This window comes from Leptospira paudalimensis (assembly GCF_026151345.1).
Taxonomy (GTDB): domain Bacteria; phylum Spirochaetota; class Leptospiria; order Leptospirales; family Leptospiraceae; genus Leptospira_A; species Leptospira_A paudalimensis.
In genome coordinates this window covers 3247541-3274302 of record NZ_JAMQPR010000001.1, presented here as the reverse complement: position 1 = coordinate 3274302, position 26762 = coordinate 3247541, and the positions used below count along the sequence as shown (strand labels likewise).

Sequence of the window (26762 nt, the reverse complement as noted above, 5' to 3'; positions counted from 1 at the left end):
TCAATTAACCAGCAACTACAATGTTAACGAGTTTACCTTTGACATAAATTTCTTTTTTGATTTCTTTTCCGACCCAGAAAGGTTTTGCCTTTTCCACTTCTTTTGCAAGGGATAAGGCTTCCTTTTCTTCAATTTCTCTAGGTGCTAAAAATTCCCCACGCATTTTGCCATTTACTTGGACAACAATCGTGATATTGGCATCTACTAAATACTTCTCGTCCCATTTTGGATACGGATGGTAAGCAAGTGATTCTTTGTGTCCTAGTTTGGCCCATAGTTCTTCCGCTAGGTGGGGTGCAAAAGGAGATAATGCCAAAACAAAAGGTTCTAATACTTTTTTAGGTTTTCTTGGATTACTTGTGAACTCATTGATGAAGATCATCATTTGGGATACAGCAGTGTTAAATGAAAAACCATCGATGTCGTCTTTTACTTTTTTAATCGTGCGGTGAAGTGTTTTGAGTTCTGCTTCATTTGGTTCGATATCTTCTACAAAAAATGATTCATTTTCCCCTGAGTGAAAGAGTCGCCATACACGATTCAAAAATCGGAAAACACCATCGACACCATTTTTACTCCAAGGTTTGGACATCTCAAATGGGCCCATAAACATTTCAAAGAGTCGTAGTGTATCAGCACCGTATTCAGAAACTACATCGTCTGGATTGACTACGTTTCCTCGTGATTTGGACATTTTGCCTTTGTCCTCTCCGAGGATCAGACCTTGGTGGACTAATTTTTTAAATGGTTCTGGTGTGGATACGTGACCCAAATCAAAAAGAATTTTATGCCAAAATCTTGAGTATAACAAGTGTAGTACGGCATGTTCTGCTCCACCCACATATACTTCCACTGGCATCCACATCTTTTCAAGCGTTGGATCAATGAGTTTGTCATTATTTCTTGGATCGATATAACGAAGGTAATAATAACAGGAACCTGCCCACTGTGGCATTGTATTGGTTTCTCGTTTGCCGATTTCACCTGTGACTGGGTCTTTGTACACAAGCCAATCTTTGGCAAGGGCAAGAGGAGATTCCCCTGTTCCGGAAGGTTTGAACTCTTCAAGGTCTGGTAATACTAATGGTAATTCTGAATCCGATAATGCCTTTGGTGTTCCATCTTCAAAATGGACAAGAGGGATGGGTTCTCCCCAATACCTTTGTCTTGCAAAAAGCCAATCTCTCAGTTTGAATTGGATTTTTTTACGACCTACCGATTTTTTTTCTGCCCAAACGACCATGGTTTGGAACGCATCTTTGTAAGACTTTCCGTCTAACTGCACTTCTGCGGAAGAAGAATTAATACAAACTGAATCTTTGGAATCAAAAGCAAGGTTTGGTTCCATTTTTCCATCAATCACTTGTTTGATGGGAAGTTGAAACTTCACAGCAAAGTCATAGTCTCTTTGGTCGTGAGCTGGAACCGCCATTATGGCACCTGTTCCGTAAGAGATTAATACATAATCAGAGATGTAAATGGGAACTTTGACTGATGAGTCTGTTGGTAAACTAGCATAGGAACCAGTGAATACACCCGTTTTGTCTTTATTCAGTTCGGTTCTTTCTAAATCACTTTTTAAGGAACAATCTTTTTGGTAGGTTTCTACCGCTTTTTTCTGTTCTGCAGTTGTGAGTTCTGCGACCAGTGGGTGTTCGGGCGCAAGAACCAGATAAGTCGCACCAAAAATGGTATCAGGGCGAGTTGTATACACCGTGATGTCTTTGTTTAATGCAGGAACGTGAAAGTTGAGTTCCAAGCCTTCCGACTTTCCAATCCAGTTCCTTTGCATTTCGAGAGTGGATGGTGGCCATTCACAGAGAGAAAGATCGTTTAATAATCGTTCGGCGTAGGAAGTGATGCGCATCATGTATTGGCGCATAGGTTTTCTTTCGACTGTATACCCTTTGGAAGTCCATTCTTCCACTTCTTCATTGGCAAGAACGGTTCCCAATGCCTCACACCAATTCACAGGGATATTGGCTTCATACACCAATCGGAAATGGGACAAAATGTCCTCTTTTTCTTTCCGTGATTTGGATTTCCATTCAGAACCTGTAAATTGGATTCCTTTGGGAAGTTCTATCCCCTCAAAAAACTGAGAACCTTCGGTTTCAAAGGTTTTGATAAGGGAATCGATGGGTACAGCTTTGTTTTGTTTCCTGTCAAAAAAGGAATTGTAGATCTGTAAAAAAATCCATTGGGTCCAACGGTAATAATCGGGGTGAGTGGTGGAAATTTCCCTTTCCCAGTCATAGGAAAGACCAAGGCTTTTAATCTGGCGACGGAAGGTATTGATGTTATTTTTTGTCGTGGTACGTGGGTGAATGCCCGTTGTCATCGCATATCGTTCTGCAGGCAGTCCAAATGCGTCCCAACCCATGGGGTGCAAAACCTCGTATCCTTCCATACGTTTGAGTCTTGAGATGATGTCAGTGGCTGTGTATCCTTCTGGGTGGCCTACGTGAAGGCCTGCACCACTTGGGTAAGGAAACATGTCTAAACAATAGTATTTAGATTTGGAAGAGTGTGCGTTTGTGCGAAAGGTCTGGTGGTCGTCCCAGTATTTTTGCCATTTTTGTTCAATATCTTGGAATGGATAATTCATCGACTAACGTAGAGAAAGTGTAGTTAATTCTACTTTCTCACGGAGTCGATGATTTTTACAAGCTTTTTGAAACTCTTGGACAAACAAACTTTGCAGAGATTGTATTGATAAAGGGTAGTGACGGAGCCACATTCCGCACAAGGTTTAACATTATTGATTTTCACATTCATAAAGTCTGCAGTATTTATCTTTGTATTGCATTCGAGCATTCTATATTTACCTGTATGAGTCCGCTTATCGACAGTGCTGTTCATAACTTCCCAAAAATCCCCAAAAAAGGGGAGAGGAGAAACACTACGATGAAGTTACTTTATATGAAACCCACCCTTTGGGGTCAAAAAAAATTAGGATGTACACACAAAAAGATAAGGAATTTTTTCTAAGTTTTTTTTTGCCGAGGTGCAATAGAGTTGGAACGAAAATGAGAATTGAAAAAAAGATAACTGTTATAAAAAAAATTGAAAAATCGTTGTTAGGTGGCATTTTATTGAATAAATGCCCGATATTAGTCATGCGTTATGTGTTAGATGGTAATTAGCTTGGGGGAAAAACCTAGTGTTAGAATTTAAAAATGTGTTCAAATCATTTCACAACGAAGAAGAAACGATTGATGTGTTGAAAAATATTTCATTTCGTATGGAAACTGGTGAATTTGTAGCGATTATCGGCCCTTCTGGATCAGGTAAATCCACTCTTCTTGGTGTTGCAGCAGGCCTTGATAAACCTGATACAGGGATCGTTTCACTCGATGGAATTGATCTCACCAAACAAAATGAATCAAAACTTGCAGATATACGTGTCGATCAAATTGGATTTATCTTTCAAAACTTCCAATTATTGCCAGGACTCAATGCAATTGAAAATGTTGGGATCCCATTGTACTTAAAATCATCACTTTCAGAGAAAGAGATCTTAAAAAAAGCAGAGACCATTTTGGAATCTGTGTCTATGTCTCACCGTGCAACACATTTCCCAAAACAGCTGTCAGGTGGAGAAGAGCAAAGGATTGCCATTGCTCGAAGTTTTGTGAATGATCCGAAGATTATTTTTGCAGATGAACCAACTGCAAACCTAGATTATAAAAATAGCAAAACGATATTAGACCTATTATTGTATAGGAACAAAAAACAAGGAACAACTCTTGTTGTGGTCACACATGATCCGGATGTAGCAAAACTAGCAGACAGGGTGCTCGAGATGAAAGATGGAGAGATCATCTCGGATTCGAAGAACAAAAAATCGTCGGTCAGTCGAAAAAATTCTTCTAAGTCCAATTCCTCTTCTCTGAAAAGAGCCACCAAACAGAAACAAACGACAAAACAAACAAAGAAGGTGAGTCGATGAAGGCTTCCCTCTTTCGTTTTTACTTAAAACGTGAGCTTTTTTCACGGTTTCGGTATTCTATCCTCATTGTTGTCTCTATCACACTCGGTGTGGGTTCTGTGATTGGCATCCATTCCTATAAGGACAATACGGCCAATGCCATTAGGAAAGAGGCAAAATCCATTATGGGAGCCGATCTTGCTTTACAATCCCCCCAGGAAATCACTGAATCTGCTAAGGATTTATTGAAAAATCGACTACCGGCAGGTGCCAAAACCAGTGCTTCGATCCAATTTTTATCCATGATCTCCAATGAATCTGGCTCTGAAAATTCTCTGAGTTTTATCAAAGGGATAGAAACAGGTTATCCTTTTTATGGGGAAATGAAAACCGAACCTGAAAATGCGTATCGAAACTTAAAACCAAACCAAGTTCTCTTAGATCCTACACTAGTTGAAAACTTAAAACTGAAACTCGGTGATCGAGTTCGATTGGGTGATAGCCTTCTTGTCCTTTCTGGTATTGTTTTAAAAGAACCAGGTGCAGTTGGTTCCTTTGTGGGTTCGGCTCCTGGTTCTATCATTCGCAAAGACACTGCGATCCAAACAGGACTTGTGCAACGAGGCAGTCGCATTCGTTATACGATCTATCTACAATTCCCAGAAACTACCGATACTTTGGATTGGAAGGATAAAGAGTTTGAGTCCTTTATCAAAGAAGACTTAACCATTTATCACAATACAGAAGTCAATTCTGGGTCCCAACAGTTCATCAAAAACACATTTGATTATATGGCTCTTCTTGCTCTTGCCGGATTTTTTCTCGGAGCCATATCAGTGTATACAGCAGTTCGCACAAGGTTACTTGAAAAACGGAATGAAATTGCGATTCTTATGTGCCTTGGTGCCAAACCCAATGTCATCCTTTTGTTAGTATTTTCGGAAATTCTGATCCTTTCACTATTGGGAACAGTCTTTGGACTTTTACTTGGAACCTTCATCCAATCTTTATTACCTGATATCAGTGGGATCATTTCGGTAGGGACAAACTTCATCCTTGGACTTTCTGCATCGTCTCTTTTATGGAGTTTAGTGTTAGGTGTGATTTTGCCACTCCTCATTTCGATTCCACTCGTCTTAGAAACAAGGTCGGTAAAACCTTTAGCAGCACTGAAAGAAGTAGAATCACAAACAAGTGGGAATTTATCCTCTTCCTATTGGCAATTTGGAAGTTTTGTTTTGATATACATTCTCTTTACAAGTCTTGCGATCTTAGAAACAGAAAGTATCTTTAAGGGCACCCTCTTTACACTTGTTTTGTTAACTTTGCCTCTCCTTGTGTACGGATTGTACATACTCTTTGGAACTTTCCTTCAAAAAATTTCAAAATTAGGATGGTTATCAAAGGAGTGGAGCCTTGTGACAAAAAAAGTCACACGTAAATCAGGTGCCCTTCGCCTCTCCATCATTGGTCTTGGATCGGCACTCTTTATCTTAACACTCTCTCTCATCTTACAGGAAAGTTTACTTGAGTTAAGTGGAGCAAGAGAAATCGAACGAAGGCCTAACATGTTCCTTCTCGATATCCGTGAAACACAAAAAGAGGGACTACTCCAAGCCATCTCCAAGTTTCCTGTGGAAAAACAATATGTGGCTCCCGTGATTGGAGCTCGTTTGTCCAAAGTAAATGGAGAACCTATTAAAAAAGAAGACACCATCAAAAATGCAATGGACCGCAATTGGCGAGCCACTGCGAGAACACGGGAATACTTTTTGTCCTACCGCGATTCTTTGTATGATACAGAAGAAGTGACCAAGGGGAGTTGGTGGAAAGAATCAAGCCAAAATGAAATTTCCGTAGAACGAGATTTTTCTACCTATTTACAAGCGGGCATCGGGGATGAGCTTACCTTCAATGTACAAGGGAGAGAAGTAACTGGGAAAATCACAAACCTTCGTTCGGTGAACTGGGCGGATATGAAACCAAACTTTGTGGTGTTATTTTCCAGAGGGATTTTGGAAAAAGCTCCTAGGTTTTATATTGTATCGTTACTCATTGACAACGGAACGGATCGTTACCAATTACAAAAGGTCATTGTGAATCAGTTTCCCAATATCACTGTGATTGATACAGAAAAAACTATCCAAGCCTTTATGGGAATTTTGGAAAAGGTAACACAAATGATGGCGCTTATGACGATGTTTATCCTCGCTGCATCTTTTGTACTTGTCTTTACCACACTCTATGCAAGCCAATCCGAACGAAAACGGGAATTTGCACTCTTACGTGTGATTGGAGCAAACAGTCGTTTTATGAGAAAACATTTTTTACGAGAGGCATTCCTTGTTTCCGTGATTTCGTTTTTCCTAGGACTTGTGTATGCAGTGGGATCCAATGAAGTATTAAACCGATCTGTGTTGGAACTTCGCAGTGTGTATCCTTATGGACAACTTTGTTTGGTATTTATGGGAATTTGTTTTGTGACGGTGACTTTGTATAGCTTAGGGCTTTTTAGTTTCTTTCGATTGCCAACAAAGACGGTGCTTAAGGAAATTAAATAGTAGTAATACGATTCAATTCACTCCAAACAAAAAAGCCCGGGGTTTTAAACCGGGCTTTCTCATTGAAAGAGATGTATTCGGGATTATTGTGCTACCGAAATAACCTCATCTCGGTTGATTACGTTAACGATATGTTTGTATTCAGGAGAATCCTTTCCATATTTTAACTCGGTTGCACGTAATAAGTGAACGTTCTTTTTGTAACGATACTTGAAGAGCATATCATCTGGACCTTTTGTCTTTTTGATCATGTTTTCTTCGAAGCTATATGCACTTGCAAGATACTTGTGAGCAGGGTATTCTTTCTCGTTGTCATCGATTTCGATGTAAAGTTCAAGAATTGGGATACACTGAGGAAGGTTTTGTAAGTCATACTCAGCCATAATCCATGAACGGTAAACGTCAGAAAGAAGTCTTTTGAACTCAGGTCTTTCTCTTAAGTCAGGGTTTTTGATTTCGTCAAGGTGATTGATCGCTTTTGAGAAGTAGTTAAGTGCATCTTGTTTCGCTTTCATTTTTTCACGATAAACAACACGCTCTTCTCTTGCTTTACGATCTACTTTTTGCCAGTACCATTTTTCATCTAAGCGTTTCTTTTCAGCTTCTTCTTTGCGGTACTGTTCAACCCAATCTCTATTTTTCATGATGGTGTTAACACCAGATTGGTAGTTTGAAAGAGCCAAACGGAATTGGTTGTTTGCGAAAGTTTTAGAAAGTTGGTGTAATTCTTGGAACGTTTTGTTGTAACCTTTATAGTCAGGGTTCTTCCAAAGAGATTCCTGTTCCATAATTTCTTTCTTTCTTTTCTTTTGGTCTTCGGTGAGTTCCGCATCGTCATTCTCAGGAACGAGTTCGCCTTTGAGAAGTTCGTCGACTTGGTCTTTAGCCGCTTGGCTTTCTTGAGCGTTCGCAGGCTGAGTTTGTGCGAAAAGCACACTAAAGCCGGACACCAGTTGGAGAATAAGGAGATACTTAATAATCTTCATAGTCGTGTGACCCTTTTGTCTCTTTCAATATTTTGAACAAATAGGTTTATCTATTTCTTCAATGAAAGTATCGGATTGGGAAGAGTCAATAATAACGAATTAAAGAGGAAAAAAACCTAAATGTGAACTTTTTCTTCGGAAACCCTTTGTTTTAAAGGGACATAAGTCGATTCAGACCCAAAAATTCTCATTCCTTGACAGCCTAGTGTTTTCAGGAAGATTGCTCATTGGAGATGAATTTATCCGAAATTACTTCGATCCGAGACGGTAATCCGCAATGTAAAACCTGCGGTGGAGTGGGCATTACCTTAGCAGAACATGTGAGGGGATCTCGTTCTGGAGCACTTGTTTTATGCCATTGTATCGGCAGTGACTGTAACACATGTGAGGCGAAAGGCCAACCCCCTTTTATGTCTTTCGACCGTAAATTGGACAAAATGCTCCCTTGTGTCTGTCATAATGCAAGGTTTTCCCTTCGCAATTTAGAAACTCTGGTAGAAAAAGCCAACATACCGGCACGTTACCGGTTTCAATTTTTATCCACAATCGACATTGGGGACACAGCAAACGACCCTGATATGTCATTTATCATTGCCCACGACTGGGCAAACGAACTCGTTCATAAATTTAAGAATGCAGATTTTACACCACAGGGGTTTTACCTTTGGGGTGGGACAGGTTCTGGAAAAACCTTACTGGCTTGTGTCATTCTAAACGAACTGATCTTTCGGTATGGAATTACCTGTAAGTATGCAAAAGTAAACAAAGACTTTTTGTCTGCGATTCGCGATACTTACCAATCTGATAGCGAAACGCATGGGCAAGAACGTTCCATCGAACGTGAATTTGCCAATGTAGATGTACTTGTGATCGATGACTTTGGTGTCCAAAAGGAATCAGAATTCAACAATCGTAAGTTATACGACCTGATTGATAGTCGTTATGAACAAGAAAAACTCACTCTTCTCACATCCAATCACTCTCTTGTGGAATGGAGAGACCGTGGCCAAGGTCGGATTTACTCACGACTCATGGAAATGACAAAAGAAATTGAGTTAAAATGCCCTGATTATCGCACGAAGTTTGTGAAGAGGTAAGACCATGAAGTATTCCAATATTGCCTTTCTTTCTTTGGGTTCCAACATCGGAGATAGGCACCATTTTATGGACCAGGCAATATGGGAAATCTCCACCTTACCAGAGTTACAGATTTTAAAACAATCGGAACGATTGGAAACTGCACCTCTCGAAAACACAAACCAACCTTACTTCTTAAATCAAATTGTAAAGGTAATGGTTTCTTCTGCGTTTACACTACCATGTTTACTCGATTCACTCCAAGGGATTGAAGACAAATTAGGACGCAAACGAAGGTCTTGGAAAGGACCACGTGAAATTGACATCGACATTCTCACTTATGAGGCTGTTGTGATGAAAACTGATTTTTTACATTTACCCCACCATTCCCTTTATTCAAGACCATTCATCAAACAATTGTTAACGGATATGGGTGAAATTGGTGTGTATGCTCTTTTTTCGGAACTAAACCATGAAAAACATTATTCTACAGTATAAAAAGAAATACGATGCGGGGGAACCAATCTCTGTCATCACCTGTTATGATTATACCTTTGCGACTCTTTTTAATCGTACGGATGTGGATTGCCTTCTTGTGGGTGACTCGCTTGGAATGGTGATCCAAGGAAATCAGTCCACACTTCCTGTCACACTCGATGAGATCATTTACCACACAAAAGCGGTTTGTAAAGGGGCACCTGACAAAACGATCATTGCCGATTTACCATTTTTATCTTACCAAACCTCTATCGAAGAAGGGATTCGTTCCGCCGGCCGAGTGTTAAAAGAAACCAATGCTTCCTGTGTGAAACTGGAAGGGGACTCTGACTTTATCATCGAACTCACAAAACGAATGACCGAATCAGGAATCCCTGTGTTTGCCCATTTAGGACTTACCCCTCAATCGGTACATACTCTTGGCGGGCACCGTGTCCAAGGGAAAACAGAAGCAGCACGGAACAAAATGATCCGTAAATCCAGAGAAATTGCGGAAGCTGGCGCCTTTGCTTTGTTACTCGAGATGGTGCCCGAATCTTTAGGAAAAGAAATCACAGAATCGATTCGCATTCCTACCATTGGGATTGGAGCAGGAAAGTATACCTCAGGCCAAGTCCTTGTGATGCAAGACCTACTGGGTTTGAATGAAGATTTCCATCCGAAGTTTTTAAAGAAATTTGGGAACTTAAGTGGGGCAGTGAAAGAAGCAGTGAATGCCTACCACAAGGAAGTGACGAAAAGAGAATACCCTTCCGAAGCCCATGTGTTTTTAGATCAATAATCATCAAAAAACATTCATAAACCTCGGAGAGAGAGCAGTCTTATTTACGTTTGTTTGCTGCCTCAGCTAGTTTTTCAAACATGGGAACCGTTGTTTCCCAAGACACACAAGCATCGGTAATTGATTGCCCATAAATCAATGGTTTGGCGTCGATGGATTGGTTTCCTTCTTTTAAGTGACTTTCAACCATCACACCAAGAATGTATTTGCTTCCTTTCGAAAATTGTTCCGATACAGAATCCACAACACTCGGTTGTTTGCGAAAGTCCTTTTGGCTATTGCCATGGGAACAGTCCACCATCACTTTTGGTGGGAGACCCGCTTTTTCAATTTGGGCACCCACTTCATTCACAGAAGCCTCATCGAAGTTAGGTCCTTTGTTCCCTCCACGTAAGATCACATGTGTATCTTTGTTTCCGGCAGTTTTAAAAATCGCACTGCTACCTTGGTTGGTCACAGATAGAAAATGGTGGCTGGAACTTGCAGAACGAATGGCATCAATTGCAATTTGAACATTCCCATCGGTACCATTCTTAAATCCAATTGGTGCGGAGAGTCCAGATGCCAATTCACGGTGGACTTGGCTTTCAGTGGTCCTTGCACCAATGGCTCCCCAAGCTACGAGGTCAGCAATGTATTGAGGGGAGATCACATCCAAAAATTCGGTACCACAAGGGATTCCCATTTTGTTTAGATCTAATAAAAGTTTACGGGCAAGTTGTAATCCTTTGTTGATATGAAAGGATCCATCTAAATCAGGATCGTTGATAAGACCTTTCCAACCAACAGTGGTTCTTGGTTTTTCAAAATACACTCTCATCACTATGAGAAGTTCTTTTTCAAACTCTTTGATTTTTGGTTTTAACTTTTCTGCATATTCCATGACAGCGCCAATGTCGTGAACGGAACAAGGTCCTACTACAACTAACATACGCTTGTCGTCTTTTCCGTGAATGATGTCTGAAATTTGGCTTCTGGTTCTGACAACAACATCAGAAGCTTCATCAGTTAAAGGAAGTTCTTCTATCAAAACGGAAGGTGGAATGAGACTGTGTTGTTCTAAAATTCTTAAATTCGCAGTTGGTTTCATAATTAATACTTTTGCATGTTAGGATCAACTAGGTCAGAATAGGCAAGGATTCCCCCAGCAACATTTTTATAAGATTTAAATCCAGCTTGTGCCAAAATCCCGCAAGCCATCCCTGATCTTCCACCAGAACGACAATAAACCAAAATTTCTTTGTCAATTTGGCTTTTGATTTCTTCAATCCTTGCTGCAAGTTCACTCACGGGAATGAGTTTGTCTGTACCCGGTACGAGTGCGATTTGTTGTTCATTCGGATTTCGTACATCCAAAACAAAAAAATCATCCTTTCCTTCCGCTCTTGCATCCAGACGTTTTTTAAAACTGACAACATCGATTTCCGGTACCATTATGTAACTCCGCCCATTTCCTCTAGTTCTATTGTTGCCTCCTCCCAACGTTTGGTTAGGAGAGAGATTTCTCTTTTAATATCGTTATAAGTGTCCATTTCCAACTGAAAACTTCTGTTTTTAAAGAACTCAGGGTCCTGTAAAAGTTCTTCTTTGTCTTTTTTATTTTTTTCCAGTCTCTCTATTTGGACTTCCAAATCGGAAATTTCTTTTTCTAATTTTTTTCGTTTGTTTTTGCTTGCTTGGGGATTGGGCTTTTTTTCCTCATTTTTTGATTTGGAGGAAGTTTGGTCCTTAGCATTTGTACCCAATTCGTCTTCTTTGTGGAATTTGAGGTAATCGTCAAAACTACAATTTAGGTTTTTTAATTCTCCACCTGAGAGTTGGAAGGTGCGGTTACAAAGTCCCTTCATAAAATCGGGGTCGTGGCTGATGATGAGTAGGCTTCCCGGAAAATCGATGAGAGCACGTTTGATGGCTTCTCGGATGACGATGTCCAGGTGGTTTGTTGGTTCATCTAAAAATAAACAATTGGACGGATGATTGACAAGAAGTGCCAAACGAAGGCGGCTTTGTTCCCCACCTGATAGATGTTTTACGGACTTAAAAACTCCGTCTCCAGGAAATGCAAAATGCCCAAGAAGGGTCCTTGCTTTTTCTTCATTCAGTTCTGGGTATTTTTTAAGGACAGTTTCCACTAGGTTCAGTGATTCATCCAAATCTTCCCCGTGGGTTTGTGAAAAATAACCAAGTTTGGTTTTAGGACCATAATACAATTTTCCCGTATCAAGTTTGTGTTGTTCTAACAAACAGCGCATGAGGGTTGATTTACCTGCTCCATTGGGACCAACGAGCGCCACTTTATCGCCAGCAGAAATTTCAATTTCTGCATTTTCAAAAATGGTTTTTTTCTCACCTGTGTTTCGGTCTGGATAGGAGAAAGATGCATGTTCTAATCGTAAGATGATATTACTGGAAGGGACAAATTGGAATTGGTAGTCTGGTTTTTGGTTCCAAAAACTATCTTCTGGATTGTCTACTTTGTCCCGTTTTTCCAGACGTTTGATGACAGACTGTACTTGTCTTGCTTTTGTAGCTTGGGCTCGGAAACGTTCCACCCATTCCATACGTGATTTTAAATACGTTTCTTCTTTTTCAAATTGCACTTTAAGTTTTTCTTGGATTTCGTTTTTGGCTTCAAAAAACTCTTCCAAACTTCCTTGGAATTCAAACGTTCCATGTGGATTGATTTCAATAATAGTATCAACTGTTTGGTTTAAAAATTCAGGGTCATGTGTGACAAGTACAAAGGCCTGGTTTTGGGAAACTAGAAAATCAGCTAACCATGATTTGGTTTTATCATCCAAATGGTTTGTTGGCTCATCTAAAAGTAATAAATTATGTGGATTGAGTAGGGCAATCGCAAGACCGATACGATGGTGGTATCCTGGAGAAAACTCTTTTGTTTTTCTCGTGAAGTCTGTAGTGGCAAAACCAAGTCCCGATAGAATTTTTTTCGCGCGAGCTTCGAGACCGTGTAAGTCGTGTAAGTGGGCAAATTCCTCTAAATCACTCTGATCGTGGAGTAATGTTTCAAATTCTGGATCTTCGTGGTCAGTGGTTTCAAACTTGGATTCGATGGCCTTTCGTTTGGCATCATATTCCGCATACAATTTGTTTTCATCGAGAACGGTTTCAATCACAGACGTATCCGGATTAAATTCAGGAATCTGTTGGAAGAGGGATAAAACAGTATGTTTGGAACGAATCACTTCTCCCGATTCGGGTTTCAGTTTCCCTGCAGCCATTTGGAAAAGTGTGGTTTTTCCAGAACCATTGGGACCGACAAGGGCAACGCGGCAGCCAGGTTTGATATGCCAGCTAAAACCCTCAAAGAGGACTTTAGGACCGAAGTGTTGGTGGATTTGGATGAATTGGATCAAAGCGTTTGCGAAAACCCGCCGTTTCGGCGGGGAATTTAGGAGGGACTAACCTTATTTCTTGGCTAGGAGTTCCGCCTTTCTTTCGCGAAGGTGTTTCACATAAAGGCTTGATTCGCCGTTCATGGTTTCAACCGACTTTTTAATGGCAGAGTCAATTTCCTCGACCGTCATTTTCGCGATTTTTTTGTTCTTCTTTTCTTTTTCTTCTGACATGGAAGTTTTCCCCTTTTAGGTACGTCACTGAGATTCTTCCAGAGTTTCCGTAAGTTAGGAGAGGGCAAGAAAAATAAGACAAAAATACAGACAACTGGCAAACTGACCGCATGAAACGGATCCGTCGATTTTTCAGTGAAGTGTATTTGTATGATGTCCATGGCCTTGCCTCTGAACTTTCCTTTACCTTTCTTTTGACCCTATTTCCCTTACTGGTTGTATTTGTGACCCTACTTGGGTTACTCCAAGATCCAAAAACCATCAATTTGATGACGGACCAAATTGGGAAATTTTTACCAGCCCCCATTTTCCAACCCATCGACAAAAGTGTTGAAAACCTAACAAAGGTAAAAAGTTATAATGTCATCGCGATTAGTATCGCGATTTCCTTTTTTTCAAGTTTAACCATATTTGGAACCATTTCCAAAGCACTACGATTCATTTCCAGGGATGAAACTCAAGTTGGGTTTATTGCATCTCAATGGATTAACTTTCGACTCCTTGTGATCTCACTTGTTTTACTTGTATTGTATTTTTATCTGACATATGGAATCGTTTCCATTGAACGAATGTTATACCGTTCATTTCGGTTTTCTTTTTTTAGAAACAGTCCTTATCTTTCAGTTTCTCTCATCATTTTGCCATATAGCATTGGTTTATTTACCTTTTATTATGCATATATCACAAAAGCAAAAACAACGTTAAAGGAAAATTTACCAGGAGCCATTTTTGCATCCTTACTTGTTCTTGGGATGAGTTTTGGATTTCAATTTTATTTAAAAATGAAAAACGTTGGTGTGAACTATTCTTTGGCGTATGATTTAATTTCAAAAATGGTAGTACTGATGTTGTATACATACATCAACTCTACATTTTTTATCTGGGGATTTTTGTGGAACCAAGTTCTTTCGGATGATCGAAAGAAAAAATCTCAATCTAAAAAATAATCAGGTTCCAGTATCCGTGGACAATAGGAGATGATGATGCCAAAATAATGTCTGGCCAAGGAATGAAACAGCCATTCACCACCAGACGATAAAATGTCATCAGCATCTAAATCAGTGTAACCTTTTTTATGGAACAACTGATCGAGACTCCAATTTTCTTCTCCAGGGATTACTTGTACTTTTAAATGTGCATAAAATTTATGTTCCAAATGGTGGTAACGAAAGACTAAGGCTCTACCACCTAACGGATTTCGTATGGTGAAGGTTAACCAAGAAGGAAAATCATTCTCTGGTTCGGAGCTGAGGTGGTATAATTCCCATCCAATGTCTTTTGCATTTCCAAAAAATTCCTGAAAACTGGAAGCGAAGGCAGATTGGTATTCAGCAGTTATTCCCATTCTTTTTTTAATTCATTTTACAATCCCATTTTTTAGGCAAACCCTATCTCTTTTTTTGTAACTGTTTGGATTCAGAAGGTTCAAATTTAATCCAAGAGTAACAAATTCAGGTTTCCTAAACAAGTGAAGTCCTTATCATGGGAACTCGAGGTTCGTAAGTTATGATCGAAACCATCAACATTAACTGGCCAAGTGGTGCCATCGACCCAACAATTCATTGCCCTGCCTGCGGAAGTATGGTTTTAAGTCCGCTCGAAGAAGAGGGCCCTGGTTGCCACCATGTCCAATTCATCATCGATAGCGAATCAGGCGAATTTAACTACATAACAGAATCATTTGATGAAATCCTAAAGGAATTTCGTAAACCAGATGTAGATGAATTTGATGAATGGGACGCAACAGAATTGTTTCTGGAAGAAGCAGAATCGAATACCTTTTATGTGATGAACTTGATTTTACCAAGTAATGTTTCAATGGAAGATGATCCTGTATGTTTGCGCATCGGATATGAATTGTTTTTTACGGAAGACCAGGAAGAATTATACGAAGAATTAGAAAGAAGGCATGACGAGGAGGGTTTACATGACCATAGCCAAAACTAAATCAAATATTGTATTCATCACAGGTGTGGTATTGAGTTTCCTGTTGGTGTCAAATTGTATTATCAGCTACAAAGATTATCCAAAAATTTTGCCCCTTCCTTCGGAAGAAAAAACATTAGACACAAATTTTGTATATGTTCTACCAACATTTCCCCAACTCAATTTAGGGGGAAGAGAAGCTTTAAAAAATTACTTCGAAAACAAAACCAGATTTAGAAAAACTGTGGAAGGTGTTGATGTACCTAAGGTTGGTTATTTGGTAAATGTAAAAGTAAATTACCGATCACCCACACCTGTAGCGACTGCATTTTTAGGAGTTTCAACTCTTACTGCAACTCTACTTCCAGCATGGTCTACACAAGATGGTTACGACGTTCAGTACATACTATACAAAGATGGGAAAAAAGTTGGTACTTATGATTACCACATCTTTCGGAATTATGCACAATGGCTTTTATTTGTTCCAATCTCATGGTACAACTTTGAGACAGCGACTGAGAAAGAAGTATTTGAACGTATGACATTCAAGTTCTTTGAAGACGCAAAAGAACATTTTTAATCCACTTGGAAGAAACCTTTCAAATTTTTAACCACTTTGCCTGGGGATTTTGGCCCGGGATTTTTGTAGTTTTTAGTGTTGGATTTTTTGTTGGGTTTTTAGCCTCCTTCCTTGGTTTGGGAGGAGGTTTTATTTACACTCCCTTTTTTCATAGCTTCTTTCATCTAACTGCTGTTCAAGCAGTTGCCGTATCACTTGCACAAATGCCAATATCTGCTTTGTCTGGGTTGTATGTTTATTTTAAAAATGACAAAATTCGCTGGAAACAAGGGTTTTTATTGCTCATTACCTCCATACCATCAGCACAATATGCAGCATTAGCATTTGGAAGGTTTGAAGATACGGCTCTCGGTAAACAACTGTATTACGGAATTCCGTTGTCTGAATTTGTATATTTGTTTGTGTTTACAATTTTTGTGGGATTACTTGCGATTTATAATTTATTCACTGCATTCAATAAAAGGAAACTTTACTATAAAAGTTTATCCTTAGAAAATCAAAATCATGTCGTAAAACAAGAGAGTGCACAAACAGAAACAGATTCTAAAACGAACACAACTTCTGTTTCCCATGGGGCATCGGAATTTCATTTTACGAAACAATCAATTTTCGTCGTTTTACTAGCTGGTGTTTTTTTTGGTTTATTCTCTTCTTTGTTCGGAGTGGGTGGAGGATTTTTAGCAGTTCCATTATTTATTTATTATTTTCGAATGAGCCCTGTAGAAGCCGTTGCTACATCCTTTCTAGGAATTTTTCTTACCTCATTTGGAACCACAGTACAATTCCTAATCCTTGGAAAATTGCATTGGGAACTCGCACTCATTGGCAGTTTTGGAGGGATCTTTGGCGCAAGGATTGGTTCTTTAAAAGCCGTAAAGGCAAAACCATATACCATTTTATTCGTAACATCTTTCTTTCAATTTTTAGTTGTCACTTGGTATCTTGTGATGAAACTTCCTAAATTTTAATTTTTAAAACAAAGTTGCAATCTAGACGATACCGTCTAAATTGGGTAACCTAAAAAGATGAGACCAAGTTTTCCTGAAGCTCAGTTAATTGACACTCCCAATGGAAAAGTGCCTAAGTTATACAGTTGTGCCGAATGCCGGAGTGGTGCTGGATTGGACTTTGCCTTCTCAATGGCATTCCAACCCATCATTGATTGGAACCAAAAGAAAATTTATTCACATGAAGCATTGGTTCGAGGGACACAAGGGGAATCAGCCTATTCGATTCTCTCCAAAGTAAACCAAACCAATCGATACCAATTTGACCAGTCTTGTCGGATCAAAGCCATCCAACTCGCAAGCCAAATCCAAATACCAGCTTTACTCAATATTAATTTTCTCCCCAATGCTGTGTACCAACCGGAGACCTGTATCCGCACCACTTTGGAAGCAAGTCGTGAATACAATTTTCCTTTGAATCGATTGGTCTTCGAACTAACTGAGGGAGAAGAAGTCCAAGACCACAATCATATCATCAATATCTTTAAAGCCTACCAAAAGTATGGGTTTTTGACTGCGATCGATGATTTTGGATCAGGGTATTCAGGTCTGAACCTCCTTGCTAAATTCCAACCAGATCTGATCAAATTAGATATGGAACTCATTCGAAATATCCATACCAATTCCGTTGCCAGAAAACTCACGAAAGCTATCGCCGATGTTTGTCATGAGATTGGGATTCGCGTCATTGCAGAAGGTGTGGAGACTGTGGAAGAATTGAAAGTGTTAGTTGATATGGGGATTCATTTATACCAAGGGTATTTATTTTCAAAACCAGCGTTTGAATCCGCTGGCGAAATTCAATTTCCTTCCCTTTCGTAATTCATTTACAACAGAAAACTTTTTAAATCTCTTCGGAGTGAATCAAACTGATAAGAACTCCTACCAAGCCTTGCAATCAATTGGATTTCCTCGTTTGGTTTTAGTTTTAAAATTTCTTTTAATTTTTTTGTAAATACTCGGCTCTCAGGATAATCTTCCACTGCTTGGTTCATCGTATGGAAAGCAATGTTTTTGACAGCGCATGACAATGTATAACGCATAAAATCTCTTCCTGTCTGGATCCAAGTGGTTTCATCGTCCTTTCCCTCTGACAAAAAAAATACTAGCGCTTTTGAAGAATACACTTGTGAACGAAACATTTGAATTCCGGCATTTTTGGAATCTTCAGAATGCCAAGCTTCCTTAGATAAATCCACAAAGAATTTTTTAGCAAACCAAAGTTTGAGACCAGATAATCCGTTTCCTTCCAACGTTAATCCATCTCGGTTTGTTAACATTGATTCTTCCGTTAAACGAAACCATTTGCGATTGAGTTCATTAGATTCATAACGATTGGTTTCCATGGCAAACGCTTCGTCTAGTATTGGTAAGATGGAATTCATTAAAGTAGGATCATTTGTCCAACGTATGTTTTGAAGAAAGGGTCGAGCCAAGGATTGTATTTCTTCAAGTTCTGCATTTCCGATAAGTTCACCAGAGTAAACAGATCGATTCATCCTCCTTTTGTTAATACCAGAAAACACAAAGTCATGCACACATTTTGTTTTTGGTTGGATCGATACCTTCGCAATTGGAGTTTTGGAAAATGAATTTGATTTTGGTTTTCCATTCGGAAAAAGTTTGATCGTAGTATCAAACATTAATGAATCTGCTGTTAGGTGACAGAGTTCTAAAAAACAACCTTGTGTATGGTAAAATTGACGATTGATAGGATCAATCTCTGGTAACTGTTTGTCTCCATCACCATATAGATAAAACTCAGAATCTGAGGTTTTTTTGAATTTCCAAGGTTGAGAATTATGAGAGTTTGGTGCAAGAATAGCCGTCAGCAAAATTTGATCGATAGGGTTTGTGTAACCTAGGGATTCTGCATATGCGATTGGATTTTCCCTGTGTTTTTGATTCTCTTCACTCCCAAAGGCATATAGGCTTTTTTGTAACGACGGAAACGAAATGATACTGCCAATCGCTAAACTTTTTTTTAAAAAACTTTCTCTACTATGTTTCATCTTTTTCCTGGATATAGAATCATTCCCATTATGAATTGGAGTCTAATCTAAAATGTCAACCAACTCTGAATTATTTCCAATTGATATCGTTTCCGATGTAGCCTGTCCTTGGTGTTATGTAGGCAAAAAGAAATTAGAAAAAGCGCTACAAATTGTAGGGAATACCATCACTCCTGAAATTCGATGGAGACCATTTCAGTTATCACCCGAAATTCCAGAAGAGGGGATTGACTATAAACTACACCTAACACAAAAATTTGGAAGTTTAGATCGATTGGATGGAGCTTGGAAACGACTGACTGACATTGGAAACGATGTAGGAATTCAGTTTCAATTCCAAAAAATTCCTAAGGCAACAAACACTTTGGTTTTACATGCACTTGTTTCTGCCCTTCCCACTTTGGAAGCACAACAGGATTTAGTGGAAAGGTTTTTTGCTGCAAATTTCGCAGAAGCATTGGACTTAAGTGACAAAGAAACAGTTTGGAAGGTTGCCGAACCCGTTTACAAAGATAGAAATTTATTTGAAACCATTTATTCAGATACCAAATTGAAAAACGATATCCAACAGGAAATCCAATATTATCACCAAAATGGGATTAGTGGGGTTCCGTATTTTATCATTGGCGGGAAATACGCAGTGAGTGGTGCACAGGACACTTCCGTATTTGTAGAAGTGATCGAAACCGTCATAAAAGAACGGGAATCTGGAAATAAAGGTCAATAAATTTCCTAATCATCTTGACTCACTGGTCAATATCTTAATATTTCGTATTCAATAGTGTTCTTATGAGAAAAGTTATCCATTTTTTTGTTTATAAACCGTTAGTTGCAAACTTGGTTTTTATATTTTTGTTTCTTGCGGGGATCATTTCCGTTCTTTCTATGAAACGGGAAGCATTCCCTCGCGTCAACTTTCGCCAAGTGCGTGTTCTCACTGTCTATCCTGGTGCAAGCCCTGTGGATGTGGAAAAAAAAGTAACGATTCCCATTGAAGAGAAGTTACGCGAAGTAGAAGGGCTTGATTCAGTTCGTTCCATTTCTCGAAATTCCGAATCCGATATCAGCATCAAAATCGATTTAGAACACAATAACCCTGATGGTGTTGTAAATGACATTCGTCGTGCTGTTGACCGTGTTACCAATTTACCTACTCAAGTAAAGGATCGACCAATTGTCACGGAACAAAAGAGTTCGAACTTTCCTGTTTTGGAAATCGCAATCCATGGTGCAATGGATGAAATGGAATTACAAGAGATGGGGCGTTTCATTGAAGATGAGATGCGAAAAGTTTCTGGAGTTTCTCGAGTTGATGCGTTTGGAAAACGGAAAGAAGAATGGCGGATACGTGTTGATCCAGATTTAAAAAAACGATATACCATTGGATTTTCTGATATCATCAATGCAATTTCCAAACGTAATATCAGTGTTCCTGCAGGTTCTTTTTTAAGACCCATCACACAAGACATTCGTGTGACTGGAGAGATTGCTGAAATCAATGATATCAAAAACATACCAATTCGTTCGAATGAAACGGGAAATTCAATTTTACTTTCGCAAGTTGCCAATGTAAAAGATACGTATGAAAGACCACGTGTGCTCGCAGTAGTCAATGGTGAGCCTGCTTATGTTTTACAAATCATTAAAAAAGACAGTGCTGACATCATTCGAACGGTTGAAGCAGTCCAAGGTCGAATTGAAGAATTAAAGAAACAAATTCCGGCAAACATTCAATTTACGGAATTAAATAACGAAGGAAAAAGAGCAATCAAACGACTAGATGTGGTGATTACAAACTCTCTCCAAGGTTTGTTTTTAGTTGTTGTAGTACTCATTTTGTTTTTTAGTTTTAAAGATTCACTTTTAACAAGTTTATCTTTGCCACTGACATTATTTGCGACCACCATTGCATTTCCAATCTTTGATGTATCCTTCAACTTAGTTTCGATGCTTGGGATCATCATTTCACTTGGGATGCTCGTGGACAATAGTATCATCATCTCTGAAAATATTTATAAGTATCGTTCGAAAAATTTTGAGTCAAGAGAAGCAGCTGTTTTAGGTGCGAGTGAATTGTTTGTTCCTATCATCGGATCTTATCTAACAACAGTGGCAGCGTTTTTACCGATGGCATTTATGTCCGGGATCATGGGAAAATTCATTTGGCAGATTCCATTTATGGTGATCGTTGCGCTGACTTTATCACTGTTTGAGTCTTTTCTTTTGTTGCCTGTTCGTTATGCACAGTTTACTTCGAATGAACCAAAAAAAAGATCCAAACATAGGGATCGATTTCGTTCCATCTTGGAAAATGGATTTGAGTCTTTAAAAACTAAGTTTACAAATTTTATCACCAAAGTTGTAGGAAGACCATTCATAACACTTGGATGTATCCTCATCGTATTTTTGTCATCTTGTGGCTTAGTAGGTCTCATGAACTTCAATCTATTCCCAAAAGAAGGGATTGATTACGTGCTGGTAAGAGCAGAATTTCCGCCTGACTTTTCGGCACAAGAGACCGCCAAACAATTGCAATATTTCCAACCCATTTTAGATAAAATTCCAAAATCAGAAGTCCAAAGTGTCATTTTAAAAATTGGGATCCAACAAACGGATCCTACTGACCCACTCACACGGATTGGGGAACAATTGGGAATGGCACAAATCATACTTGTTCCAGAAACTGAACGAAAAAGAACTGCACAAGAAATATTTGGAGAACTGGAACCTGATTTAAAAAAATTACCGAATGCCATTTCAGTCATGGTGGATTTGGTTGTGAATGGACCTCCGATTGGAGCCGCAGTTACCGTTGCCATTGAAGGCCGTGATTACAAAACATTAAAACAAATCTCAAATGAGATGCAGGACTTTCTTCGAAAACAAGATGGTGTCATCAATATCAATGATGATTATAAACCAGGTAGAGAAGAAATTCAAATCCGTGTAAAAGATACTGCATCAGCGATCACAGGGATTGATACGGAAATCACAGCCTATTATGTGCGAACTGCTATGGAAGGTCTGGAAGCTTCTAACTTACGAAAAGGAAAAGATGAAGTCAGGATCATCATCCAAAATGATGATCGTTTTCGAGATGGGATAGAAGATTTAGATTCCATACAAATTTCCAATAAATTTGGCCTACTAACACCGATTACAGCAGTCACAACAAAAACGACTGTCCAAGGAATCGAAGCGCTTTACCACAATGACTATGAAAAAGCAATTACAGTCCTTGCTGATGTAAATGAATCGATTACAAGTTCATCCATCGTAAATGGAAAAATTGTAGATGAGTTTGGAAATATCGGGAAAAAATACCCTGGTTATAAAATCAAATTTCGTGGTGAACAAGAAGAAACTGCCAAGTCAATGGTTTCTTTGTTAGTTGCAGGTGTGTTAGCTTTTTTTGGAATTTTTGCAATCCTTGCAATTATCTTTAATAGTATCAAAAAACCTGTGTTGATCTTATTATCGATCCCTCTCGGATTTGTGGGTGTTGTATTTGGATTTTTGATTTCTGGTAAGGCTCTCAGTTTTCTTGCAATGATTGGTATCATCGGTCTTGCTGGTGTGATTGTTAACGCCTCGATTGTGTTAGTGGATACGATTGAAGAATTTCAATCCAAAGGAGAGGGACTTTTGGAATCGCTCATCACAGCATCATCGGAACGGTTTAGGCCCATCCTTGTTACAACGATGACAACGATGGCAGGGATGATTCCGACAGCGTATGCGATTGGAGGATCAGACCCACTCCTCATCCCGATGACATTGTCACTGGCTTGGGGATTAGGGTTCGGAACTTTTGGCTCCTTGATCTTTATCCCAGCTAGTTTTTCTGCGTATTACAAACTGAAAAAACGAGCATAAGCGACTGGATCCGTTTTCTATCAGTAAATTACTCTAAGACAGAAAGGATAAAGAGCGATGACAGTAATTGTGATCGCTCTTTTATTTTTTAGTAGTGATTGAGAACATCTTCGGCAAAACCAATTACGTTTTCTAGTTTGATTTTTTTTCCATCATCCAACACAACCGTTCCATTAAATTTTCCAAAGACTTGGTGTTGTACCGATTTAATGACCACAAAGTTCATATACGAATTACGATCCACTATGGGTTGGAAATTCAGATCCAAACGGTTGTTATTGGATACAAATTTCCAAGGTGCCATATAATCTTTTGTATTGATGATGAAATTTACTTCATCCAATTTGTGAATTTTACCATCATATAAAATGACATTTTCGGAAGCAGGAGTTCTGTCTGAAAATCCATACCCTAAATTGAGTCCAAACGGTTTTCCATCAATCCAAGCTGAAACGGAACTCCAATACCAACGATTTTTGTATGTCCAAACACCTCTCCCCCAATCCAAAGCACCAAAGTCAGTTTTGGAATCAAATGTGAGAGTCTGGTTTCCAACGACTACATTACCTGTCGCAGGCATACAATTGATTTTCGTATTATAATAGAATGCCTTTCTGTTTTCCTTCCAAGAGGTGGCAATGTTCATTGTATCCATTTTTGGTTCTGTCAGTTCAATTTTTCCTTGGATCCCACGGGAGCCGTCAGGTGCTACAAAATCTTTGGATTCAAATTCTAAGGTTCGTTTGCCATGAATCGTTTCAAAACGTAAGGAAAGTTTTTTGTCTTGGAAGGATACAACTCCACTATCATTCACTCTTGGAAATCCTGTTTTGCCAAGTGGCATTACCGATAAAGTATCAATTTGTTTGAAGATTCCTTTTTTAAAGTCTAAATAACAAATGGCAAAAAGTCCCGCATAACCTAAGTCTGATGCTGTAAATGTAATGCCATATTCTTTTGATGGAGAAAGAACCGAATAATAATCCCATTCCTTAATTCTAAGCTTGGAAGCGGCAATATTTTCTCTGTTATAAGTCCAATAGGGTGAACGTGCCCAACCTTCTTGTGTAATTGTTCCATCGGAGTTGAGCAGAGGAATTTGTTTTTTGATTTCAGGCATGAACCGATTCAAAACTGATGATTTGATTCGACCAGAAGTTTTTTCAGAATTCCTAAGAGCGAATTGACAGAAAATGAATTCCATCAGAGAATCGGATTCGCTCATTCTCCACAAACAAGGAAAAACGAACCATGAACCAAACCATTCCAAAAGAACAAAAATTTGATTACGACGTGATTATAGTTGGGTCAGGTTTTGGTGGTTCTGTTTCTGCATATCGTCTTTCTCAAAAAGGATATAAAGTTTTAGTCATTGAATCCGGCAAACGATGGAAGGCTGGAGATTTTCCAAAAACCAACTGGAGTTTACGTAAGTATTTGTGGATGCCAAAACTTGGATTTTATGGAATCCAAAGGATCAACCTACTAAATGATTTTTTACTCGTAAGTGGATCGGGAGTTGGAGGTGGATCACTTGTTTATGCGTGTACTTTATATGTTCCTTCCAGTAAAGTTTTAAACTCACCATTGTATTCCAAAATGGGTGGAGAAAAAGCATTATTACCCTATTATGATGTGGCAAAACATATGTTAGGTGTAACTGAAAATCCTCAATTATGGGAACCTGACCATTTACTGTTGGAAACTGCAAAATCATTTGGAAAAGAAGATACCTTTCGTAGAACACCTGTTGGAATTTATTTTGGTAACAAAAAAGATCCTAAGGATCCATTTTTTGATGGTGATGGTCCAGATCGTGATCCTTGTAATTATTGTGGTGGGTGTATGGTTGGTTGCCGCCATAATGCTAAAAACACACTCGATAAAAATTATTTATATTTAGCAGAGAAGTTAGGTGCTGTTATTTTACCTGAAACCAAAGTTACCTCTCTTATCCCACTCAATTCAAAGGGAATTCCTGATCCAGAAGCAAGTGGAGAGTTTGGATACGAATTAGAAACAAACAGCACAACAGGTTGGTTTGGGTATCCAAGACGAAAATTTAGATCGGAACAAGTTGTTCTATCTGCAGGTGTGATGGGAACTGTTGGTTTACTTCTCAAAATGCAACAGGAAAACAAAATGATTCGTTTGTCTGAGAAGTTAGGTGATACTGTTCGAACTAATAGTGAAACAGTTTTACCAGTGACAGTCCCATCCAGTAATCATGCAGATTATTCGCGTGGGATTGCCATCACTTCTTCTGTTCACCCTGATGAAAATACTCATATAGAACCTGTTCGGTATTCGAAAGGTTCCGATTTTTTTGGTGTCCTTGCCAGTGTGATGACTGATGGTGGTGGAAAGTTTCCGCGACCACTGAAGTTTTTTTGGACAATGTTACGCCATCCAATTTACTTTCTCAAAGCTCACAATCCATTTGGATTTGCAAAAAATTCAATTATCTTACTTGTCATGCAAACTGTGGACAATAGCGTACGACTTGTTCGCAAACGTCGTTTCATTTGGCCTTTCCAGAGGACCATCACATCGGCTCTATCCACTGGCGAACCAACACCGACCTACATTCCAATTGCGAATGCTTTCACTCGCAAATTGGCTGAGATTGTTGGAGGGATTCCCAGAAGTTCACTCAACGAAACATTATTGTCTGCTCCTGTCACAGGGCACATCATGGGTGGGTGTATCGTGGCAGAAACCCCTGAAAAAGGTGTGATTGATTTGGAAAATAAAGTGTTTGGTTATGAGAACCTACGTGTTTGCGATGCATCCATGTTGACTGTGAACTTAGGTGTGAACCCAAGTTTAACCATCACAGCATTGTCTGAAAGAGCAATGAGCCTCATCCCTCCAAAAGAAACATCTGTTCCGTATTTAAAATTTGAAGTGAAACGCGGATTTGATAAAATCATTAGTTTCAAGCCGACTAAACGTCTGGTTAAAAAATCGACAAGAGTTAAGTAACTTTTATCGTTACAGGAATGAGTGTCATTGATGTTGCAAAGTCAGGTACAATAGAAGATTGGGATTTACTTCTAAAAGAAGGAGCTGATCCGAATGAACTAGATTCTTACGGAACCAATGCTTTAACTTGGATGTTGAAAGTAGACAACGTTGAATTGTTCCAACATGCAATCACAAAGGGAGCAGACCCCAATTCACCATACCGAACACCTGGTAATGTGATCTTCGATGTTGTCAGCCAAAACCGCACCCAATTTTTAGAGGCACTAATCTCAACTTCACCATTATGGAAAAACTCACCTAACCTTCTCACACGAGACAAAGAAGGGAATACTATCTTTCATATCGCTGTGTTGGAATCCATGGAAACTCTTTGGGAGTCCATCCATCCGTGGATCACTGAGGAAGTGATGTCCTTGCGGAATGAAGCCGGACGTTCTATTTTTTTAGAAGCAGTGGTAGAAAATCGATTTGAGATCGTATTGTATCTGTTAAAAACCTTTCCTGAAGTGAAAGAAGATATTGATCAAGAAGGGAAAAATGCGCTGCATTTAGCCTCTGAACGGAATCTGGATGAAGTTTGTGCCATCCTTTTGGAGGATGATAGTCTCAATTTAGAAACAAAGGACCAATTTGGAAACACAGCTTTGTTTTTATCTGCTTCTTGTGATGGAGTAGAATCATTGAAGGAACTTCTGTATGCGGGTGCAAATCCGTTTGTATGGGGTGAAAATGAGGAATCAATTACAAGGTTACTTGACAGAGAAAAATTTGGGCATTGTCTCAAAACATGGAAAGACTTTGTGATCCAAAAAGCCATCTTAGGAGATACTTATCCCTTGAGAAAAGAAATGATCCAATACATCCAAATAGAAAAACCTTTCAAACCAGAAGAACTCGCCAAAGCAAAGTTAGTGGATTTGATTTAACTTGAATCCAATGGAATGAAAAC

General features: G+C 39.0%; 23 protein-coding genes. 14 read left to right on the top strand and 9 right to left on the bottom strand.

Annotation, left to right across the window (positions count from 1 at the left end):
• Positions 1 to 4: 4 nt before the first annotated feature.
• Positions 5 to 2608: a leucine--tRNA ligase gene (gene leuS, locus ND855_RS15130; RefSeq protein ID WP_265359031.1), complete on the bottom strand. Its 2604-nt coding sequence runs from the start codon at positions 2606 to 2608 to the stop codon at positions 5 to 7.
• Between the two features lie 555 nt (positions 2609 to 3163).
• Here leuS and ND855_RS15125 point away from each other — a divergent pair.
• Positions 3164 to 3952 carry an ABC transporter ATP-binding protein gene (locus ND855_RS15125; RefSeq protein WP_265359030.1) on the top strand — a complete coding sequence of 263 codons (789 nt, stop codon included), beginning with the start codon at positions 3164 to 3166 and terminating at the stop codon, positions 3950 to 3952.
• Complete coding sequence (locus tag ND855_RS15120; RefSeq protein ID WP_265359029.1) at positions 3949 to 6492, top strand: ABC transporter permease; 2544 nt, start codon at positions 3949 to 3951, stop codon at positions 6490 to 6492. Before ND855_RS15125 ends, ND855_RS15120 begins: the two co-directional genes overlap by 4 nt.
• A gap of 83 nt (positions 6493 to 6575) precedes the next feature.
• On the opposite strand, the gene fcpA is transcribed toward ND855_RS15120, so the two are convergent.
• Complete coding sequence (gene fcpA, locus ND855_RS15115) at positions 6576 to 7478, bottom strand: flagellar coiling protein FcpA (protein WP_265359028.1); 903 nt, start codon at positions 7476 to 7478, stop codon at positions 6576 to 6578.
• A gap of 233 nt (positions 7479 to 7711) precedes the next feature.
• Here fcpA and ND855_RS15110 point away from each other — a divergent pair, with 233 nt between their 5' ends.
• The 3 genes from ND855_RS15110 to panB are packed head-to-tail and all read left to right on the top strand — an operon-like array spanning position 7712 to position 9834.
• A complete protein-coding gene (locus ND855_RS15110; protein WP_165780303.1) occupies positions 7712 to 8575 on the top strand; it encodes an ATP-binding protein in 864 nt (287 codons plus the stop codon).
• Between the two features lie 4 nt (positions 8576 to 8579).
• On the top strand, positions 8580 to 9053 hold the full coding sequence (gene folK, locus ND855_RS15105) for a 2-amino-4-hydroxy-6-hydroxymethyldihydropteridine diphosphokinase (protein ID WP_100721611.1): 474 nt from the start codon (positions 8580 to 8582) through the stop codon (positions 9051 to 9053).
• Entirely contained in the window at positions 9028 to 9834 is an 807-nt protein-coding gene (gene panB, locus ND855_RS15100) for a 3-methyl-2-oxobutanoate hydroxymethyltransferase (RefSeq protein ID WP_265359027.1), read from the top strand. The genes folK and panB overlap by 26 nt, the downstream gene beginning before the upstream one ends.
• Positions 9835 to 9874: 40 nt before the next feature.
• On the opposite strand, the gene ND855_RS15095 is transcribed toward panB, so the two are convergent.
• The 4 genes from ND855_RS15095 to ND855_RS15080 are packed head-to-tail and all read right to left on the bottom strand — an operon-like array spanning position 9875 to position 13424.
• Positions 9875 to 10924 (bottom strand): 3-deoxy-7-phosphoheptulonate synthase, encoded by a 1050-nt coding sequence (locus ND855_RS15095; RefSeq protein WP_265359026.1) that lies wholly within the window; start codon positions 10922 to 10924, stop codon positions 9875 to 9877.
• A gap of 2 nt (positions 10925 to 10926) precedes the next feature.
• Positions 10927 to 11268, bottom strand: a complete 342-nt coding sequence (locus ND855_RS15090) for a rhodanese-like domain-containing protein (protein WP_108960153.1) — start codon at positions 11266 to 11268, stop codon at positions 10927 to 10929.
• Positions 11268 to 13211: an ABC-F family ATP-binding cassette domain-containing protein gene (locus ND855_RS15085; RefSeq protein ID WP_265359025.1), complete on the bottom strand. Its 1944-nt coding sequence runs from the start codon at positions 13209 to 13211 to the stop codon at positions 11268 to 11270. Before ND855_RS15085 ends, ND855_RS15090 begins: the two co-directional genes overlap by 1 nt.
• A 51-nt stretch (positions 13212 to 13262) precedes the next feature.
• Positions 13263 to 13424 (bottom strand): hypothetical protein, encoded by a 162-nt coding sequence (locus ND855_RS15080; RefSeq protein ID WP_012387307.1) that lies wholly within the window; start codon positions 13422 to 13424, stop codon positions 13263 to 13265.
• Positions 13425 to 13534: 110 nt separating this feature from the next.
• Between ND855_RS15080 and ND855_RS15075 the strand changes: the two genes are divergently transcribed.
• A complete protein-coding gene (locus ND855_RS15075) occupies positions 13535 to 14371 on the top strand; it encodes a YihY/virulence factor BrkB family protein (RefSeq protein WP_265359024.1) in 837 nt (278 codons plus the stop codon).
• Here the strand turns inward: ND855_RS15075 and ND855_RS15070 are convergent.
• Positions 14356 to 14769 (bottom strand): hypothetical protein, encoded by a 414-nt coding sequence (locus ND855_RS15070; RefSeq protein ID WP_265359023.1) that lies wholly within the window; start codon positions 14767 to 14769, stop codon positions 14356 to 14358. The two genes, ND855_RS15075 and ND855_RS15070, sit on opposite strands and share 16 nt — an antisense overlap.
• Before the next feature lie 161 nt (positions 14770 to 14930).
• On the opposite strand from ND855_RS15070, the gene ND855_RS15065 reads away from it, so the two are divergent.
• The 4 genes from ND855_RS15065 to ND855_RS15050 are packed head-to-tail and all read left to right on the top strand — an operon-like array spanning position 14931 to position 17759.
• Positions 14931 to 15371, top strand: a complete 441-nt coding sequence (locus ND855_RS15065) for a hypothetical protein (RefSeq protein WP_265359022.1) — start codon at positions 14931 to 14933, stop codon at positions 15369 to 15371.
• Positions 15352 to 15930, top strand: coding sequence for an LIC12231 family lipoprotein (locus ND855_RS15060; protein ID WP_265359021.1), 579 nt, complete (start codon positions 15352 to 15354; stop codon positions 15928 to 15930). Before ND855_RS15065 ends, ND855_RS15060 begins: the two co-directional genes overlap by 20 nt.
• Before the next feature lie 5 nt (positions 15931 to 15935).
• A complete protein-coding gene (locus ND855_RS15055; protein WP_265359020.1) occupies positions 15936 to 16898 on the top strand; it encodes a sulfite exporter TauE/SafE family protein in 963 nt (320 codons plus the stop codon).
• 57 nt (positions 16899 to 16955) lie between these two features.
• The gene (locus ND855_RS15050; RefSeq protein ID WP_265359019.1) at positions 16956 to 17759 is read left to right on the top strand and encodes an EAL domain-containing protein; all 804 of its coding nucleotides are present in this window, start codon (positions 16956 to 16958) and stop codon (positions 17757 to 17759) included.
• A 5-nt stretch (positions 17760 to 17764) separates the two neighbouring features.
• On the opposite strand, the gene ND855_RS15045 is transcribed toward ND855_RS15050, so the two are convergent.
• Positions 17765 to 18949, bottom strand: coding sequence for an Acg family FMN-binding oxidoreductase (locus ND855_RS15045; protein WP_265359018.1), 1185 nt, complete (start codon positions 18947 to 18949; stop codon positions 17765 to 17767).
• 52 nt (positions 18950 to 19001) lie between these two features.
• Between ND855_RS15045 and ND855_RS15040 the strand changes: the two genes are divergently transcribed.
• Together ND855_RS15040 and ND855_RS15035 are read left to right on the top strand one after the other, a co-directional pair.
• The gene (locus ND855_RS15040) at positions 19002 to 19676 is read left to right on the top strand and encodes a DsbA family oxidoreductase (protein ID WP_265359017.1); all 675 of its coding nucleotides are present in this window, start codon (positions 19002 to 19004) and stop codon (positions 19674 to 19676) included.
• A 62-nt stretch (positions 19677 to 19738) separates the two neighbouring features.
• On the top strand, positions 19739 to 22825 hold the full coding sequence (locus ND855_RS15035) for an efflux RND transporter permease subunit (protein WP_265359016.1): 3087 nt from the start codon (positions 19739 to 19741) through the stop codon (positions 22823 to 22825).
• Between the two features lie 88 nt (positions 22826 to 22913).
• On the opposite strand, the gene ND855_RS15030 is transcribed toward ND855_RS15035, so the two are convergent.
• Complete coding sequence (locus tag ND855_RS15030; protein ID WP_265359015.1) at positions 22914 to 24050, bottom strand: DUF2804 domain-containing protein; 1137 nt, start codon at positions 24048 to 24050, stop codon at positions 22914 to 22916.
• 26 nt (positions 24051 to 24076) lie between these two features.
• Between ND855_RS15030 and ND855_RS15025 the strand changes: the two genes are divergently transcribed.
• Together ND855_RS15025 and ND855_RS15020 are read left to right on the top strand one after the other, a co-directional pair.
• Positions 24077 to 25810, top strand: coding sequence for a GMC oxidoreductase (locus ND855_RS15025; RefSeq protein WP_265359014.1), 1734 nt, complete (start codon positions 24077 to 24079; stop codon positions 25808 to 25810).
• A gap of 17 nt (positions 25811 to 25827) precedes the next feature.
• Positions 25828 to 26739: an ankyrin repeat domain-containing protein gene (locus tag ND855_RS15020; protein WP_265359013.1), complete on the top strand. Its 912-nt coding sequence runs from the start codon at positions 25828 to 25830 to the stop codon at positions 26737 to 26739.
• The last annotated feature ends 23 nt before the right edge of the window (positions 26740 to 26762 follow it).

Coding starts and splice junctions, on each gene's coding strand:
- leuS (WP_265359031.1), bottom strand. CDS start 2,608: ATGAATTATCCATTCCAAGATATTGAACAAAAATGGCAAAAATACTGG.
- ND855_RS15120 (WP_265359029.1), top strand. CDS start 3,949: ATGAAGGCTTCCCTCTTTCGTTTTTACTTAAAACGTGAGCTTTTTTCA.
- fcpA (WP_265359028.1), bottom strand. CDS start 7,478: ATGAAGATTATTAAGTATCTCCTTATTCTCCAACTGGTGTCCGGCTTT.
- ND855_RS15110 (WP_165780303.1), top strand. CDS start 7,712: ATGAATTTATCCGAAATTACTTCGATCCGAGACGGTAATCCGCAATGT.
- folK (WP_100721611.1), top strand. CDS start 8,580: ATGAAGTATTCCAATATTGCCTTTCTTTCTTTGGGTTCCAACATCGGA.
- panB (WP_265359027.1), top strand. CDS start 9,028: ATGAAAAACATTATTCTACAGTATAAAAAGAAATACGATGCGGGGGAA.
- ND855_RS15095 (WP_265359026.1), bottom strand. CDS start 10,924: ATGAAACCAACTGCGAATTTAAGAATTTTAGAACAACACAGTCTCATT.
- ND855_RS15090 (WP_108960153.1), bottom strand. CDS start 11,268: ATGGTACCGGAAATCGATGTTGTCAGTTTTAAAAAACGTCTGGATGCA.
- ND855_RS15080 (WP_012387307.1), bottom strand. CDS start 13,424: ATGTCAGAAGAAAAAGAAAAGAAGAACAAAAAAATCGCGAAAATGACG.
- ND855_RS15075 (WP_265359024.1), top strand. CDS start 13,535: ATGAAACGGATCCGTCGATTTTTCAGTGAAGTGTATTTGTATGATGTC.
- ND855_RS15070 (WP_265359023.1), bottom strand. CDS start 14,769: ATGGGAATAACTGCTGAATACCAATCTGCCTTCGCTTCCAGTTTTCAG.
- ND855_RS15065 (WP_265359022.1), top strand. CDS start 14,931: ATGATCGAAACCATCAACATTAACTGGCCAAGTGGTGCCATCGACCCA.
- ND855_RS15060 (WP_265359021.1), top strand. CDS start 15,352: ATGACCATAGCCAAAACTAAATCAAATATTGTATTCATCACAGGTGTG.
- ND855_RS15050 (WP_265359019.1), top strand. CDS start 16,956: ATGAGACCAAGTTTTCCTGAAGCTCAGTTAATTGACACTCCCAATGGA.
- ND855_RS15045 (WP_265359018.1), bottom strand. CDS start 18,949: ATGAAACATAGTAGAGAAAGTTTTTTAAAAAAAAGTTTAGCGATTGGC.
- ND855_RS15040 (WP_265359017.1), top strand. CDS start 19,002: ATGTCAACCAACTCTGAATTATTTCCAATTGATATCGTTTCCGATGTA.
- ND855_RS15035 (WP_265359016.1), top strand. CDS start 19,739: ATGAGAAAAGTTATCCATTTTTTTGTTTATAAACCGTTAGTTGCAAAC.
- ND855_RS15030 (WP_265359015.1), bottom strand. CDS start 24,050: ATGAGCGAATCCGATTCTCTGATGGAATTCATTTTCTGTCAATTCGCT.
- ND855_RS15025 (WP_265359014.1), top strand. CDS start 24,077: ATGAACCAAACCATTCCAAAAGAACAAAAATTTGATTACGACGTGATT.
- ND855_RS15020 (WP_265359013.1), top strand. CDS start 25,828: ATGAGTGTCATTGATGTTGCAAAGTCAGGTACAATAGAAGATTGGGAT.